We start from the raw sequence: 15,510 nt of genomic DNA on the forward strand, positions 1-15,510 counted from the left end.
ATCATCAATGTTTATGGTCCGACCGAAACCACGATAGACGCCAGTACCTGGCAACTGCCGCCAGCTGAGTCAGAAGCGATAGCACAACTGCCCGCCATCCTGCCCATCGGTCAGCCACTGGCAAACTGCCAGGCCTATGTGCTTGATGCCCACTGGCAGCTGGCAGCGATGGGTGTCGAAGGTGAGCTCTTCCTGGGTGGTGCCGGACTGGCGCGTGGCTACCTCGGTCAGCCTGGTTTGACCGCAGAACGCTTTGTGGCAAATCCCTGGGGTGAACCCGGCAGCCGCATGTACCGCACCGGCGACCGTGTACGCTGGCGCGCAGACGGCAGCCTGGAGTACTTAGGCCGCGCCGATCACCAGGTCAAAATACGCGGCCAGCGCATCGAAGTTGGTGAGATAGAAAATACCCTGCGTCAGCAGGTGGGCATACGCCAGGCCGCAGTCATCGCACGGCAAGACGCAGGCCAAAAAGAAAAACGGCTGGTGGCCTATGTGGTGGCACAGGAAGGCGGGCCACAGAATAGTGCGGACTTGCACAGTGTGCTGAGCCGCAGGCTGACGGACGCAATGCTGCCCTCGGCCTATGTGTGGCTGGAGAGCTTGCCTTTGAACGCGAACGGGAAGTTAGATGTTAAGGCCTTGCCAGCGCTGGATGACAATCATGCTGTGCTGACTCAGCGCGTCTATCTTGCGCCGCGCAATGCGATTGAACAGCGCTTACAAGCCATTTGGCAATCCGTACTGGGGCGCACGCAAATCGGCGTGCGCGATAACTTCTTTGAGCTGGGCGGGCATTCCTTGCTGGCGATACGTCTGCATGCTGCTTGTAATGCTGCGTTGGATGCGGCGCTGCCTTTACGCAGTTTGTTTGCCTTTCCGACCATAGAAGCCATGGCCAGCTTACATGCGAATGCGGCGCTGCTTGGTCATGGACCCTTGGTACCCTTGCGCGCCAGCAGATCACGCCGCCCGCTGTTTGCTATTCATCCTTATGGCGGCACGGTGTTTTGCTATCAGGATTTGGTCAGGCAGTTACCGGATCAGGTACCGGTCTATGGTTTGCAGGCGCCCGGTCTGGAAGCAGGTGAGGTGGCGCACACCAGTATCGCTGCGATGGCTGCCAACTATATTGCCTGCATACGCCAGGTGCAGCCCGAAGGACCGTATCAGATCGCGGGTTATTCGCTGGGTGGCTTGATCGCACTTGAAATCGTGAGTCAGCTGCAGGCACAGGCGCAGTCGGTTTCCTTACTCGCTTTGCTTGATGTGCCTATGGCGGTGGCTGAGCAGCCTGCAGCGCTCACGCCAACACAAATCATGGCTGAAGCGATGGAGGGCTTGGGCGCTGACGGTTTGCAGGAATTGCCACGCTCTGTCGAAGAATTGGTGCAGTTATTGCAAACCCAGGGCCTGGTGCCAGCCGGATTTGCTGTGGCAGATGCGCAGCGCTGGGTCGATGTTGCACTCAAGATGATGCAAGCGGCGCATGCCTGGCAAACGCCTCGCTTTCAACTGCCTGATGAGGCTGTCTGCCTGCAAATCCGCGCCACACAGAGCGCGCAACAGTTGTCTGACTGGCGTACACATTTGCAATCCGGGGTAGATACGCTCGATCTGGACTGCAGTCACGCTGCGCTGATGCAGGCGGCATGGGCCGACAAGGTCGCTGCATTCCTTACGCCGCATTTGGCTGAGTAATTTTATGTATTTCATTTCAATTCAGTTCAATTCAATTCAATTCAATTTAATTCAATTTTAGGGTCTGCGCATCATGACTATGGATAAGCAAAATGCATATGAAGACAACTGGGACTGGCTGGTGTTGGTTAACGCTGAAAAACAATATTCAATCTGGCCGGAGCAGCTGGACATCCCCGCTGGCTGGAAGCAGACCGGCAGCCCAGGATCAAAAGAAGAATGCCTGGCGCAAGTCGCTGATTTGTGGCGCGACATGCGTCCGTTTAGCTTGCGTGCTTTGGGGTAAGGCATGACGGTCAATCAAGCTCCTGACCAGCTGGTTCAGGCTCAGATTCGGAAGCAGATTCAAATTCAGGCTGGCAAACAGATGGCGGTACACATGGTGCCAGCATGCTCGCGCCAGCGACCTGTGATCACGGTCCCGTTTGCGAAGTGGCCGCAGTCTTTTGTCAGCACTGCTACAAATTCTGAATCAGAACTCAGACTTATCTCTGCGTCAGAAAAATCCATCCATACTTTGGTTAGCGGATGCAGGCATTTGAATAAAGATTCCTTGGCGCTGAATACTAAAGGTAAGGGCAATGCAGCGGCACGTTCCGCTGGCGTGCAAATCACACGCGCCAGATCCGGTTCGAAACGCTGGATATTGGCGAGGTCTATGCCTAGCGCTTGCCATGCGCCACCAACACGCGTCACAGCAACGGCTGCCACGCTTTCGGAGTGGGTGATGGAACCTATGATGCCAGCCGGCCACAGCGGTGAACGGTCAGCTGCCACAGGAATGGCACAGGCTAGTCCGTTTAGCTGTTTGAGCGCCTGGTGCGCCAGCCGCCGTCCGCTTGCGAATTCTGCCTGGCGCCGTGGTACAGCACGTGCAATGGCTTCGCGTTCTTCACTAAATAATCCCGCCAGAAGCCCGGTTTCCGTGTGCGCTGATTCTATAGTTGCTTCCGCGACGAAGATCTCGGGCGGTAGTAATGGGCGTATCCAGCATGAATCAGAAACGGTGTCGGTTTTCATATGGAATTTAAATGGGATGGAATGGGCTAATTCAACACAGACATGATAGCACTGCATATGTGGCCACCTGAAATCAGTCAAGATTAGCAGCTTAAAAAATATGAAAACAAAATCTTTACTACTGTACCTGATACTGGGCTTGAGCTTACCGGCCCTGGCTTATGTCTTACTGAACCGGACTGTGCGGCCCGCGCAGCCTGGACTTGCACTACAACTGGTCAAGGTTGACCGTGGCACCATAGAGTCTCAGCTGCGTGTCACGGGCCTGGCTGCCAGTGAGCGAAAAGTGGTGTTGGCAGCAGAGGAGTCAGCCCGTGTCAGCGAGGTATTGGTGCAAACTGGTCGCCATGTGACTAAAGGCGAAGCCTTGCTGAGTCTGGATACCACAGATATCCAAGCTGAACAGCAGATACAGCAGGCGCAGTTGCAGCAGGCAGAAGCGGATATGTCGAGCCGGCGCGCGCAACGTGATGCGGTACATCAGGATATGTTAGCCGGCGGTGAATCCAGAGAGCGTGTGAAGGAGCTGGACTTGCAATTGCGTAGCCTGGAAGCCCGGCGGGATACAGTGCGCGCCGATGCCGGTCGCCTGCAACTTCGTTTGAAAAAACGCAGTCTCTCCGCACCGGTCAGCGGCGTAGTGGTCAGCGTAGACATCAAAGCCGGTGAAACAGCACAGGCAGGCAAACCACTGCTGGCTATCATCCCGGAAAACAGTATGCAGGTGCTCGCCAAAATTGAGCCTGCTGACGCTGCTTTTGTCAAAGAGGGAATGTCAGCACTGATTGCGCTGGATGGGCATCCTGAAACAGAAGTCAGGGAGAAAGTAATCCGCATCAATCCAGCAGTGGAGCGCGAGGGCAGTACGGATTATCTGGCCGTGTGGCTCAGTCTTGCGGCGGGCGGCCTGAATGCGCGTTTCAATCAGCAACTGGATGTCAGGATACTGACTGGCTCTGCACAGACCGTGATTCGTGTACCGGTTGAGACGTTGTTCAGCAAAGCTGGCAAGAGCTTTGTCTGGCTGCTTGTGAACGGTAAGCTAAAGCAGCAAGCCGTCGTGGTCGGCATGATGGGCGATCGCTATGCTGAGATACGTTCGGGCCTGGAAGCCGGGCAAACCATCGTTGTGCCGCAAGGCGAAATGCTCAGCGAGGGGACAGTGATCGACACCGCGCACACATTGGTCAAACCATGATCAGCATACAGAACGGTAAAAAATCCTATGGCCATGGTGCGACTTTAGTGCCAGTGTTGAAGGATATAACGCTAGACATTGCGGCCCATGATTTTGTCGCGATTATGGGGCCGTCCGGTTCCGGAAAATCAACGTTGATGAATGTGCTGGGTTGCCTGGATGTGCTGGATGAGGGGCGTTATGTACTCAATGGTGAAAATCTGGACAACAGCAGTGAAGCACAGCTTGCACGCGTGCGCAATCAATTGTTTGGTTTTGTCTTTCAGTCCTTCAATCTGATCCCGCGCCAGAATGCCTTGCGTAATGTGGAGCTGCCTATGGTGTATGCGGGTGTACCGCCTGATGAACGCCTGGCGCGTGCCAGTCAGGCGCTAAGCGATGTGGGGCTTGGGCACAGACTGGATCACACTCCGGCACAGTTATCGGGTGGACAGCAACAGCGTGTTGCGATTGCGCGGGCCTTGGTGAATGATCCGGAAATCGTGATTGCCGATGAACCCACTGGTGCACTGGATTCGAAATCCGGCACAGAAATTATGGAAATTTTCTGTGACATGCATGCGAAAGGCAAGACCATCATCATGGTGACCCATGAGAATGAGATCGCCGCCTATGCACGTCGTGTGATTCATTTGCGGGATGGATTAGTGGACAGGGATAGTTGCAAATGAGTGCTCAACAATCGACCTATACGCGACAGGCCCGGCGCAGTATTCAGGGGCGCGATTTGCTGGCTCAGGCCTTACTGAGCCTGGGACACCGGCGTTTCCGGACTTTCCTGAGCGTACTCGGCGTCGCCATCGGGATATCTGCGGTGATACTGATCGGTGTGGTCAGTGAAGGCGGAAAAAATGTGGTGTATTCAGAGTTGCAGACCTTTGGCCTGCGCACAGTCTGGATTTATCGCGACAGAAAAATCCTTGATCCTCAGCGCTTGCAAAGAGCGGGCAGCGGCATCACAAATGAGGATCTGATCGCGCTTGGCAAGTCGGGCTGCTGCACTTCGGTTGCGCGTTTTTCGCCCTTAGTCTACAACGGGCGCAATGGCGTTAACCTGCTGAAAGCCGGTAGTAAATTCAGCCGTGTGAATGCAGTCGGCGTCGGGCCAGACTACATGGAAATCAATAATGATTCCACGTCTATGGGCAGGGGCTTGAATGCGGATGATATCGCCCGCAAGCGTAAGGTCATCGTGATAGGTGAAACCACACGTCGTGAGCTGTTTGGCAGTCAGAGTAATCCTCTGGGCATGGAAGTGCAGTTGTATGGACAGACGTTCGAAGTCATCGGCGTATTGGCGCACAAGGACCGCAGTTTTTTATCCAGTATAGGTTCGTCCGGTGGTGGTGACGCGGACGCACGTGCACTGATCCCCTACAACCGCCAGCAAGCGATCATGGGTAGTAAAGACATCGATACCATACAGGCGCAACTGGTCAACGATCAGGCCCCGGCCGCGCTGGGAACCGGGCAGATCATTGCCTTTCTCCAGCGTGAGCACAAAGGGAATTATGACTACCGCGCTGACACCATGGAGCAGTATATAGAAACCGCCGATAAGATTTTAGGCGGCGTCTCCAAGATAGGCATCATCGCCGCCTCGGTGTCCTTGTTTGTGGCTGGCCTGGGCATACTCAATATCATGAGTACCTCTGTGTTGGAACGCACGCGGGAAATTGGCTTGCGCAAGGCCCTGGGTGGCACCGAGCGTTCCATCCTGCTGCAATTCTTACTCGAAGCAGCTTTGATCAGCGGTCTGGGTGGCGTACTTGGTTTGTTACTGGGATTTGCTACCAGCTACCTGATTGTGCAGCTGACCGGATTTCCCTTATTACCTTCGCCAGTCACTGCGCTGCTTGCGCTGGTCGTTTCGGTAGTGATAGGTTTGATTTCAGGATTTTATCCTGCATACAGGGCAGCTGCTTTACGTCCGGTTGAGGCATTACGCTATGAATAAAAACTATGCGAAAGCACTATATGCACTCTGCAGTCTGAGTTTGATTGCAGCCGCGATGTCTGGTCTTGCTCAAGTAGCGCGGGCCGCAGAAACACAGGATGCAATGACGCTGCGCTACAGTCAGAGCCTGACATTCAAACCGGCCGCAGTACGTCCACTGAGTGTTGTCAGTATGCTTGATTCCAGACAGACAGCTAGCTTCCGCACACAAAAAACGGATGCACAGGGCTATGGTTCTTATGCTCCAGACGCTCCAGATGTTCCAGCCGCTGCAGACCTGTCTGCAAACGCAGCTCAGTCAGCGCGTCCCCGTTCACTGGAGCAGGCAATTCAAATCGCATTGCGTAAGCGGCTGGCTATCCGTATCGCGCAGCTCGCAACGCAAAGCGCGCAAACTAAAATTGATCAGGCGCAGGCCAGCTTTAAACCTACAGTACGCGTGTTGGCTGATGCACTGGCGACCAATAATTACGATACCTATTCAGGCACGACGTCTTCCGTTACCGTGCCCGGCGCTGGAACATATACCGCAGAAACTATACGCAGCCTGCCTAAATACCAGATTACGCCATCTTTACGCATTGATTACGATCTCTACAATGGCGGACGCGATCAGGCCATGCTGGCGCACGCAGTCGTACAAAAAGACAGCATGGATGTACAGCAAAGCCTGACAGTCAGGCGTGTTGTATTTGAAGTCGCGCAAAGCTATTTTCAACTGCGGCATGCTTGTGTGCGGCGAGCGATGGCACAAAGCGCTGTGCAATTAGCCCAGGAAAAACAAACACTCGCAGCAACACGCTGGTCGCAAGGGCGTATTGCTGATATCGAATATCGCACGGTCGCGAATGCGCTCAACGAGCATCAGCTCACGCTCAGGCTGCGCACGACAGACCTGGAATCCAGTTATCTGCAATTCAGCATTGCGATGAATGCAGTGGCCACAGCAAATACTGAAGCGGACACAATGTGTGGGTTTGACAGCACGCAGGAACAGGATCTGGCAGCCGCAGCACCTTACGCAGAACCCGGGCTGGATAGCAAAAAAAATCTGTTGGAGCTACAGGCAGCTCAGAAACAGATACAGATACAGCAGGCTGCTGCCAGGCCTAAGATCAGTCTGTATGCGCAGTACGCGGGAGTGGGACGTACTGATAGCAGCAACACGACTTCCGTCGGCAATGTGCACAGGCGCGATGCCAGCGTCGGTGTCTCACTCAGCTACACCTTGTTTGATGGCGCGCTGGTTCGTCACAAAATAGCGGAAAGCGTGCTTGAGGCAGAGCGCCTGCAATTGCGCAATCAGGAATGGGATGATGAGCGCGCGCGCGCCAGAGAAAAAGCACAGCTGAAACTGAAGAGCGCACAGTTGCAACAGGAGCTGGCACAGAGCAGGTTGGAGCTGGCGATATCGCAGCGCCGGTTAGCGGCTGATAAACTGAGCCATGGCACCGGTAGCACGCTCGCTCTCAGTGAAGCGCAAAATCGGGAAGAGGTGGCGACGGCAGAACTCGCCATCGCCCACAATGAGGCTGCATTGGCACAGCTGGATTTCCTGTTCCCCGCGGTGGCACGCCAACGTACAGGCGCTGAACTGACCGCGCCATAAATTGAGATCCGGTGCCAGATCAGGGCTCGATCACCACTTGTACTGAGCTGCTGCTGAGCAGGGAAATACCATATTCTATAATGTGTTTATCCTGATCCTGATACACGCTTTCCACGCACAGCACAGGACTGGAGCTGGATTGCTGTAACTGACGTGCCACGTGTTTGTCAGGCAGCTGGGCGCTGATGCGGCTCAGCTTACGCGTGAATTCCTGTACACCGCAGGCTTGCAGTGCCAGATGGGTTTTACCCAGTTCCTGGTAGTGGCGTGCAAAATCGGCGAAGCGCGGCAGCGGAAAATACTGGGTACAGACGCCCAGTACTTTATCTTCCACCACATCAAGGGTGTCAATTTGCAGCACCTCAGTATGTTCGTCTATACCCAGCATCTGCGCCACGCTGGCAGTGGCAGGCAAGACGTGATCGTTCAGTATCCGGCTGTGTCCGATTTTTCTTGCCTTAGCCAGACTATGTGCGAGCCGGGTGCGTTCACCGAGTTCATAGGCGATCACTTCCTCGCGTACGAAGCTGCCTTTGCCTTGTACTACTTCGATCAGTCCGCGTTCCGCCAGCGCTTTCACTGCTTGTCGCACCGTGTGACGGTTCACACCAAAGCGTTCCGACAGACTGGTTTCATTGTCCAGCTTGCCGCTTAATTTGCCGCTATAGATATCTTGCGCCAGTATGGCTTCGATCTGACGCCATACCGGCGTACCCTGGCCGCGTTTGAAAGCAGAGGTGTTGGATTGCTGTATGCTCATGGTCTGTGTTTTTGGTGGATTACAGCGATTCTACCACCTGCGCTGCCAGTGCCAGACCAACGCTCATCCCTATGCCTGCCGTCATGTTGACTGCAGTCAGATGTGGCTGCGGTCGCAGAACCTGATAAGGCTGAGCTGCGCTCGCATATACGCCTTGCCAGTGACGGATAGCAGAGACTGGCGTTTGCAACAATTCACTGCATAGTTCACGCAGGATCAGATCTGATGCCGCACTCTGAAAGACAGCAGCATCGTCTGCGTAATGGTGGGTGTCCCCGACGATGATGCGGCTGGGGTCGTCTAATTGCTGCACTATCAGGTGGATACCATGTTCCGGTATTTGCGGATGTTGTTCCTGTAAATGTGCTTGGTAGCGTTCAGCCAGCAGCGCGAGTTGCGGTGTCTGGCGGAAGGCCGGATAGTGCAGGCAGGACAAACCAGTCAGCAAGGTAGGCGCGATACGGCGCGGCGCAATCCCTAATTCCTGCATTTGCAGACTGCATAAGCGTATGCCGCTGTCAGCATACAATTGCGGCATTAAATGACGGAATTCATGACCGCTGCACAGCAGGATATGGTCGGCCTTCACCAGCCCCTGCGCAGTGTGCAGCACCTGATCCTCGATGCCCAGCACTGCACATTGATAATGTATGCGTACATCTTTGGTTTGCTGCAGCCATGCACTCAGACGCGGGATCAGCTGGGCTGAGGCAAAGCCGATTTCATGCGGACTGGCCAAAGCCGATTCACCCTGCCAGCCTGCATCAGTAAGCTGGCTTAGACTCATGAGCTGAGTGCCATACTCGCTGCCCAGTGTCTGCTGAAAGCATTCCAGTAATTCAGCTTCATAGCGGTTACGCGCCACCATCAGACTGCCAGCTTCTTTGTACCAGATGCCTAATTCAGGCAGTATCTGACGCCAGCGTTGCAGGCTGGCGCGTGCCAGTTCCAGCATCTCTCCCCGGGCATGGCCCAGATGCAGACCCAGGCCGAAATTTCTGACCGAAGCGCCCAGCGCCTGACTGTCGCGCTCATAGATATCGACCTGATAGCCCCGTTCAGCCGCCGCCAGCGCATGGGCTAAGCCCAGCATGCCAGCGCCGACGATGGTCAGACGTGGTTTGTGCCTGTTCATGGACGCTCGCCACGCTGCATGCGCAACTGGATGTCCTCTAACACCGGCAGCAATTGCGCGACGCTGTCGATCAGGTAATGCGCGCCAGCCTGCGCCAGTAACTGACCTGCATACTGGCGTTTTTTATCCTTCAGACTGGCATCTGCGGCTTCAAATTCTGCCAGGCTGAAACCTGCTTCATTACCTGATAAAACCAGACCGACGGTCCACATACCGGCGTTGAGGCCTTCCGCAATGCCGGGTACGGTATCATCGACTTTGACGCAGGCAGCGACATCCGTAATGCCCAGTGCGATCACGTTTTGCAAGGCCATCCACGGACCAGGACGCGCACCAGCCGCCAGATCATCCGCCGCTACTGCGCAGTCGACGGTAATGCCAGCCTGGCTCGCGTGTGGCAGCAAGGTATTCATGACCTGACGTGGATAACCAGAGCAGGAACCTATTTTGATTTGTCGCTCACGCAAAGCCTGCAAAGTCTCCAGCGCGCCAGGTATCGGTGCTGAATACTGCGCGACCTGGCTGATCTGCATAGGCATAAAGCTTTCGTAAATATGATCAATCTGGGCTTCGGTGGCGCTGCTGCCAAATTGTGTAATCCAACGCTGTTCCACTGCCGGGATGCGGGTGATGGCACGGATATGATCCCGCTTTGCCATCCCCATCGGTACCCGCGCTTCCGCCAGCGAAATCTGGAAACCATAGCCCGCAAACGCATCAACCAGTACCTGAGTCGGTGCGAACGAACCAAAGTCAACCAGGGTACCAGCCCAGTCAAAAATCACAGCTTGCAGGCGACCGCTGTAGCGGCGCTGATAGCGGTATGGATGTTGGACTGCAGCGTCAATCACATTGCTGATGGCGGCTTGTGGCGTGTGTGTAGTCATACTGAAGTTTCCTTAAATTTGAAATTGGTATTTGTGTTGGATAACAGCGGTGAACTGCGCTGCTATTTCATTGTTCTTTAGGGATGCCCATCTGTTTTAAAGCATCCGCGATCGCCGCCAGTGCACCGTCCAGATCGGCCGTTTGTATCGCGCCGATACAGCCTATGCGGAAGCTTTCGACTTCAGTCAGTTTGCCCGGATACAGGATGTAGCCACGCTGTTTGACCAGCTCATAGAATTGCTGGAAGTTCCAGTTTGGATGAGCGGGCGCATGGACAGTCACGATGATGGGTGCCTGAATGTCGGCGGGCAGGAAAGAGCGCAAGCCCAGACGCTGTAAGCCTTGCAGCAGGTGATCGCACAGTTGCTGGTAACGCGCCAGTCTGCCGGCTTGTGCGCCAGCTTGTTGATACTGGTCGAGTGCGCTGGCCAGTGCCGCCACCACATGGGTGGGTGGGGTGTAACGCCATTGGCCCGTACGCTGCATATACGCCCATTGCTGGTACAGATCGAGCGACAGCGAATGGCTATTGCCTTCCGCTTCCATTAAGGCCGTGCGGCGTGCCAGTACAAAGCCCATGCCCGGTACGCCTTCCAGACATTTATTACTACTCGCAATCACCGCATCAAAGCGCAGGCTGCGGCTATCCAGAGGTAAGGCGCCGAAGGCACTCATGGCATCGATGATCAGGCGGCGTCCGGCAGCATGCACGATGTCAGCGATTTGCTGCAGCGGATTCAGGATGCCGGTACTGGTTTCTACATAAATCACGCCGACATGGCTGATCTCAGGATGGGCGGCCAGATAGCTACGTAATTGTTCAGTGTCGATGGCCTCGGTTTCGCCTGCATCCAGCACCGCGCAGGCACGTCCCATCATATGGGTCAGCTGTGCCATGCGCTTGCCGTAAGCACCATTTACCAGTACCAGTAATTTGCCGTCTTTAGGCAGCAGGCTGCCAATCGCGGCCTCTACTGCAAAGGTGCCTGAACCTTGCAGGGGAACGCAGACAAATTCGTTTTCAGCCGGATTAATAATGGCGAGTAATTGCTGGCAGACGCTGGCGGTCAGACGGTTGAAATCAGCATCCCAGGAACCATAATCATGCAGCATGGCGGTTTTGGTTGCCAGGCTGGTGGTCAGCGGGCCGGGGGTGAGCAGGATGGGATCACGCATATCAGGACTCCTTGGTAAGTGCTTGTTGCCAACGGCGATGACGGCTTTCGAGCAGGCCAGTCAGCATTTGCAAAATCAGGTTGATGAATAATGAGGTCACAACGATCAGGGTCGCCATTGCAGCCGCAGCAGCGGTATCTCCGGCATCGTCCATATTCAGTACTGATACCGACGCCAGCACGGTGTCCGGGCTGTACAGGAAAATCACGCAGCTGACCGTGGTCATGGCAGAGACAAAGAAATAGCGGAATACGTCTATCAGCGCAGGCAGGCACAGGGGCAGGGTGATGCGCCAGAACAGGGTCAGCCAGCTACGCCCCATACTCTGGCCTGCGGCCTCAAACTCCTTGTCCAGCTTGCGTAATCGCGTACTCAGGGTCAGGTAGGCGGTGGTGTAAAAGTGCATGATGGTCGCCATCACCATCAGGCTCATGCCGCCATATAGGAAATGCAGCGGATGCGCAGGCTGATTGAAGCAAAAGATATAGCCCAGACCCAATACCATGCCGGGTATCGCCATCGGCCACCATGCCAGTTGTTGCAGGCAGCGGCTGAGCCAGTGCTGACTGAATTTTTTCAGGCTCAGATAACTGCTTACAGTGACCAGCACCGTGCCACCCAATGCCGTCAGTAAGGCGAGTTGCAGGCTGTTCAGAAAGGCTGACCAGCCACCACCGTCGACCGCATCAAAATTGAAATGGTTCAGCGTCAGTTCCATCTGATACGGCCACAAACGGATCAGTGCTGCATAAATTCCTGTGCCAAACAAAGCCAGCACGAATAACAGCATCAAGCCACATAGCAAGCCCAGCAGCGCATCACGCCAGACATTGCGCCGTATTTGTAGATTCAGACTGCGCGCGCTCAGACCGGCTTCCGGACGACTGGCGGTATAGCGTTCCAGCGCAAAGCTCAGCAAGGCCGGGGTCAGCAGTAGCAGTCCTATTACCGCACCCTGAGAAAAATTTTGCTGGCCGATGACTTGTTTATAGGCTTCCAGTGCCAGCGTCTGGGTCTGACCACCGATTACTTTAGGAACACCAAAATCCGTCACCACCATCGTCAGTACCAACAGTGCGACCGACAATAAGGCAAAGCGTATGCCGGGCAAAGTAATGCTGAAAAACTGGCGCATGCGGCTGGCACCCAGGCTTTGCGCCGCTTCATACAGCCGCGCATCGGCCACGCTGAGCGCGGTGCTGAGGATCAGGATGGCATGCGGCAGAGTGTAAAACACCTCGCCGATGACGATGCCTATCGGTCCGTAAATGCTGTGTGATCCCAGCCAGGATTTCAGTAAGCCCTGATTGCCAAATAAATAGACCAGAGAAATCGCAGGCATCAGCGAAGGGCATAACATAGGCAAGAGTAGCAAGCCACGTAATTGGCGGCGCAGCGGCAAGGCCGAACGCATCAGTGCAAATGCCGCCAGCAAGGCAACAGGTAACACGATGGCCAGCGTGATCAGCGCCAGTTGCAGACTGCTAGTGACGGCCTGCCAGATTCTCGCTTCGCTCAGTACAGCAAAGAAATGCTGCAAGCCTATCCATTCACCGGCCTGATTTTGCAGTGCTTTTTGCAGTATGCTCAATACTGGCCAGACCAAAAAGAGCAGCAGTAAAGCCGCCGCTACGATCAGCAAGAGCTTGCCTGCAACATCGCTCCAGCCGTGTGATGAGACTGAACGCAACAGCGCCGAAGTGGATGCTGAATTTGATAGCGATGCAGTTTGCATTGCGTACGACGTTTGCGCCGCAGTTCTGGGCGCGCTCATGCAGACTCCGTGTCGAATACCGTCAGGCTGGCTGGCGGTAAATGCGCGCACACCATTTGTCCGGCTACCAGCTGGCTATAGGCGGCATCACGCTGATGTAACTCCACTTCGAAGCGGATGTCACGTTGCTTGCACAAAGACAGCGTGGCACGGCGGCGGCCAGCCAGGAAATCGACTCTTTCGACTATCGCCATCCATTGATTGGCTTGCTGGTTATGTGCTTGCCATTCGCTTTGTATCTGCACATGCTCAGGACGGCAGAATACTTCCAGCTGTTGTTTGCTGAGTGTTGGTGCAGTATGCAGCGCCAGCTTTTCGCCAGCCAGTTGCCAATGCCCGCTCTGATCTAGGGTGATTGGGAACCAGTTGCAGCGCCCGACAAAATCAGCCACGAAGCGATTCGCTGGCTGGAGGTAAATTTGCTCAGGTGTGCCGCTTTGCACGATGCGCCCCTGATGCATGACAGCGATAGTATCTGCCAGCGCAGCAGCTTCATCCTGATCGTGCGTCACCATGATTGTGGTGACACCAAGCTTTTCTTGCAGACGGCGCAGCTCGGCCTGCAAATGATCGCGTACCTGTGCATCCAGTGCTGACAGCGGCTCATCCAGCAATAACAGGCTGGGGGCCGTTGCCAATGCGCGCGCCAGTGCCACCCTTTGCTGCTGACCACCCGACAATTGTGCCGGATAGCGTTGCTGTATGCCTTGCAGGCCGATCAGATCCAGTAATTCATCGACCCGTCTTTGTTTGGCCTGACGGCTGTCGCGCAAAGCAAACGCGATATTGTCGCTGACATTCAGATTGGGGAATAAGGCATAGGATTGAAACACGATGCCGTAATGCCGCTCAGCCGGTGGCAAGCGTGAAATGTCACGGCTGCCCATCAGTATCTGTCCCTGATCTTGCTGTTCCAGACCAGCGATGATACGCAGCAGCGTAGTTTTGCCACAGCCGGATGGCCCCAGCAGACAAAGGAATTCGCCTTTGCGTATGTCCAGGCTGATGTGATCCAGTACCTTGGTCGCGCCAAATTGTTTGCTGATATCGCGGCAGCGCAGCCAGGCTTCTGTGTCGGACTGTGCTGACTGTACTATCGGCAGATCGTGTAAATGCATAATTTTTCCTGAGCAGCGTGCTTTGCTTAACACGCTGCGCTGACTCATGGTGACGCGGCAGACCAAGTGCGGAGGCTGACTCCACGACTGCCTGCGACGGCAGCTTGCCGGGCAATCTGGCCCGGCAAGGCCTGCTGCTTTATTTGCTGACTGGTTTCGGTTCGGATTTCGCGTCGTAACGCTTGCTCCATTCTTTCAGGATGCGTTCACGCTGTTCAGCGGCCCAGCGCAGATCCTGCTTGATCAGCAATTGCTCATAATTGGCAGGGATATAGGCATTGGGTTTGGCGACGCCAGGATAGGCCACGATGGCGAAGTTCTTCTCATACTGCTCATTGGCAGAGCGTGAAGCTGACCAGTCGGCCAGTTTGCGCGCCGCTTCCGGGAATTTTGTTCCCTTCATGATGGCAGTCGCTTCCACATCCCAGCCCAGACCTTCTTTTGGAAATATCAGGTCTATCGGTGCGCCGGATTCTTTCAGCTTGGCGGCACGATATTCAAACGCGATCCCGATAGGGAATTCGCCCGCCGCGGCTTGCTTACAAGGTTTGGAGCCGGAATGGGTGTATTGCGCGATATTCTCATGCAGCTTGTCCATATACGACCAGCCTTCCTGTTCGCCAAACAAATGCAGCCAGGCAGTCACATCAAAATAGCCGGTGCCACTGGAGGCAGGATTCGGCATTGTGATGCGGCCTTTGTATTCAGGCTTGAGCAAGTCTTTCCAGCTTTCCGGTTTTTTCAATCCCAGTTTGGCTGCTTCAACGGTGTTAAAGCACAAGGTCGCACCCCAAACATCCATGCCTACCCAGGCTGGCGGATTTGCGCTGTCTACATAGTTTTTGCTGAGTTTGGCGACTTCTTTCGGCGCATAGTGCTGCAACATGCCTTCTTTATCCAGGATCAGCAGTGAACTGGCCGCCACACCCAGCACCACATCCGCCTGCGGCGCGGCTTTTTCAGCCAGCAGCTTGGCTGTGATGATGCCGGTGGAATCACGCACCCATTTGATTTTCACGTCCGGATATTCTTTTTCAAACTGCGTCTGATACGCCTTGAGCTGATCGGCTTCCAGCGCCGTGTACACGGTCAGTGTGGTATTAGCCAGCGCATTAGCGCATTGCAGCGACAGCAGAGTGGCACAGCTGAGTACAAATTTTCGCAAAGTCATGAG

Annotated in this window: 14 protein-coding genes; 6 read left to right on the forward strand and 8 right to left on the reverse strand. The window is 55.0% G+C overall.

The genetic code is table 11. The features are described from left to right. Positions 1-1,701: thioesterase domain-containing protein (locus tag H8K43_RS17320; RefSeq protein ID WP_186905018.1), on the forward strand; the 1,701-nt coding region annotated here is incomplete at its 5' end. A gap of 79 nt (positions 1,702-1,780) precedes the next feature. Further along, entirely contained in the window at positions 1,781-1,987 is a 207-nt protein-coding gene (locus H8K43_RS17325) for an MbtH family protein (protein WP_186905019.1), read from the forward strand. Between the two features lie 65 nt (positions 1,988-2,052). On the opposite strand, the gene H8K43_RS17330 is transcribed toward H8K43_RS17325, so the two are convergent. Continuing rightward, complete coding sequence (locus H8K43_RS17330) at positions 2,053-2,778, reverse strand: 4'-phosphopantetheinyl transferase family protein (RefSeq protein ID WP_186905020.1); 726 nt, start codon at positions 2,776-2,778, stop codon at positions 2,053-2,055. A 43-nt stretch (positions 2,779-2,821) separates the two neighbouring features. On the opposite strand from H8K43_RS17330, the gene H8K43_RS17335 reads away from it, so the two are divergent. The 4 genes from H8K43_RS17335 to H8K43_RS17350 are packed head-to-tail and all read left to right on the forward strand — an operon-like array spanning position 2,822 to position 7,485. Further along, positions 2,822-3,919, forward strand: coding sequence for an efflux RND transporter periplasmic adaptor subunit (locus tag H8K43_RS17335; protein WP_186905021.1), 1,098 nt, complete (start codon positions 2,822-2,824; stop codon positions 3,917-3,919). Beyond that, on the forward strand, positions 3,916-4,590 hold the full coding sequence (locus tag H8K43_RS17340; protein ID WP_186905022.1) for an ABC transporter ATP-binding protein: 675 nt from the start codon (positions 3,916-3,918) through the stop codon (positions 4,588-4,590). The genes H8K43_RS17335 and H8K43_RS17340 overlap by 4 nt, the downstream gene beginning before the upstream one ends. Then, a complete protein-coding gene (locus H8K43_RS17345; protein WP_186905023.1) occupies positions 4,587-5,876 on the forward strand; it encodes an ABC transporter permease in 1,290 nt (429 codons plus the stop codon). Before H8K43_RS17340 ends, H8K43_RS17345 begins: the two co-directional genes overlap by 4 nt. Continuing rightward, positions 5,869-7,485 carry a TolC family protein gene (locus H8K43_RS17350; RefSeq protein WP_186905024.1) on the forward strand — a complete coding sequence of 539 codons (1,617 nt, stop codon included), beginning with the start codon at positions 5,869-5,871 and terminating at the stop codon, positions 7,483-7,485. Before H8K43_RS17345 ends, H8K43_RS17350 begins: the two co-directional genes overlap by 8 nt. 19 nt (positions 7,486-7,504) lie before the next feature. Here the strand turns inward: H8K43_RS17350 and phnF are convergent, their stop codons facing one another. The 7 genes from phnF to H8K43_RS17385 all read right to left on the reverse strand — a co-directional run bounded on the left by phnF (position 7,505) and on the right by H8K43_RS17385 (position 15,507). After that, on the reverse strand, positions 7,505-8,245 hold the full coding sequence (phnF, locus tag H8K43_RS17355) for a phosphonate metabolism transcriptional regulator PhnF (RefSeq protein WP_186905025.1): 741 nt from the start codon (positions 8,243-8,245) through the stop codon (positions 7,505-7,507). Between the two features lie 19 nt (positions 8,246-8,264). Next, the gene (locus tag H8K43_RS17360) at positions 8,265-9,380 is read right to left on the reverse strand and encodes a TIGR03364 family FAD-dependent oxidoreductase (RefSeq protein ID WP_186905026.1); all 1,116 of its coding nucleotides are present in this window, start codon (positions 9,378-9,380) and stop codon (positions 8,265-8,267) included. Beyond that, the gene (phnX, locus tag H8K43_RS17365) at positions 9,377-10,267 is read right to left on the reverse strand and encodes a phosphonoacetaldehyde hydrolase (RefSeq protein WP_186905027.1); all 891 of its coding nucleotides are present in this window, start codon (positions 10,265-10,267) and stop codon (positions 9,377-9,379) included. Before phnX ends, H8K43_RS17360 begins: the two co-directional genes overlap by 4 nt. A 67-nt stretch (positions 10,268-10,334) precedes the next feature. After that, positions 10,335-11,444, reverse strand: a complete 1,110-nt coding sequence (locus H8K43_RS17370) for a 2-aminoethylphosphonate--pyruvate transaminase (RefSeq protein WP_186905028.1) — start codon at positions 11,442-11,444, stop codon at positions 10,335-10,337. A 1-nt stretch (position 11,445) separates the two neighbouring features. Further along, entirely contained in the window at positions 11,446-13,218 is a 1,773-nt protein-coding gene (locus H8K43_RS17375; RefSeq protein ID WP_230404077.1) for a putative 2-aminoethylphosphonate ABC transporter permease subunit, read from the reverse strand. Next, positions 13,215-14,336, reverse strand: a complete 1,122-nt coding sequence (locus tag H8K43_RS17380; RefSeq protein WP_186905029.1) for a putative 2-aminoethylphosphonate ABC transporter ATP-binding protein — start codon at positions 14,334-14,336, stop codon at positions 13,215-13,217. Before H8K43_RS17380 ends, H8K43_RS17375 begins: the two co-directional genes overlap by 4 nt. A 139-nt stretch (positions 14,337-14,475) precedes the next feature. Further along, positions 14,476-15,507 (reverse strand): putative 2-aminoethylphosphonate ABC transporter substrate-binding protein, encoded by a 1,032-nt coding sequence (locus H8K43_RS17385; RefSeq protein WP_186905030.1) that lies wholly within the window; start codon positions 15,505-15,507, stop codon positions 14,476-14,478. Positions 15,508-15,510 lie beyond the last annotated feature (3 nt).

Source organism: Cognatundibacterium curvum, from assembly GCF_014284235.1.
Lineage (GTDB): Bacteria > Pseudomonadota > Gammaproteobacteria > Burkholderiales > Burkholderiaceae_D > Undibacterium > Undibacterium curvum.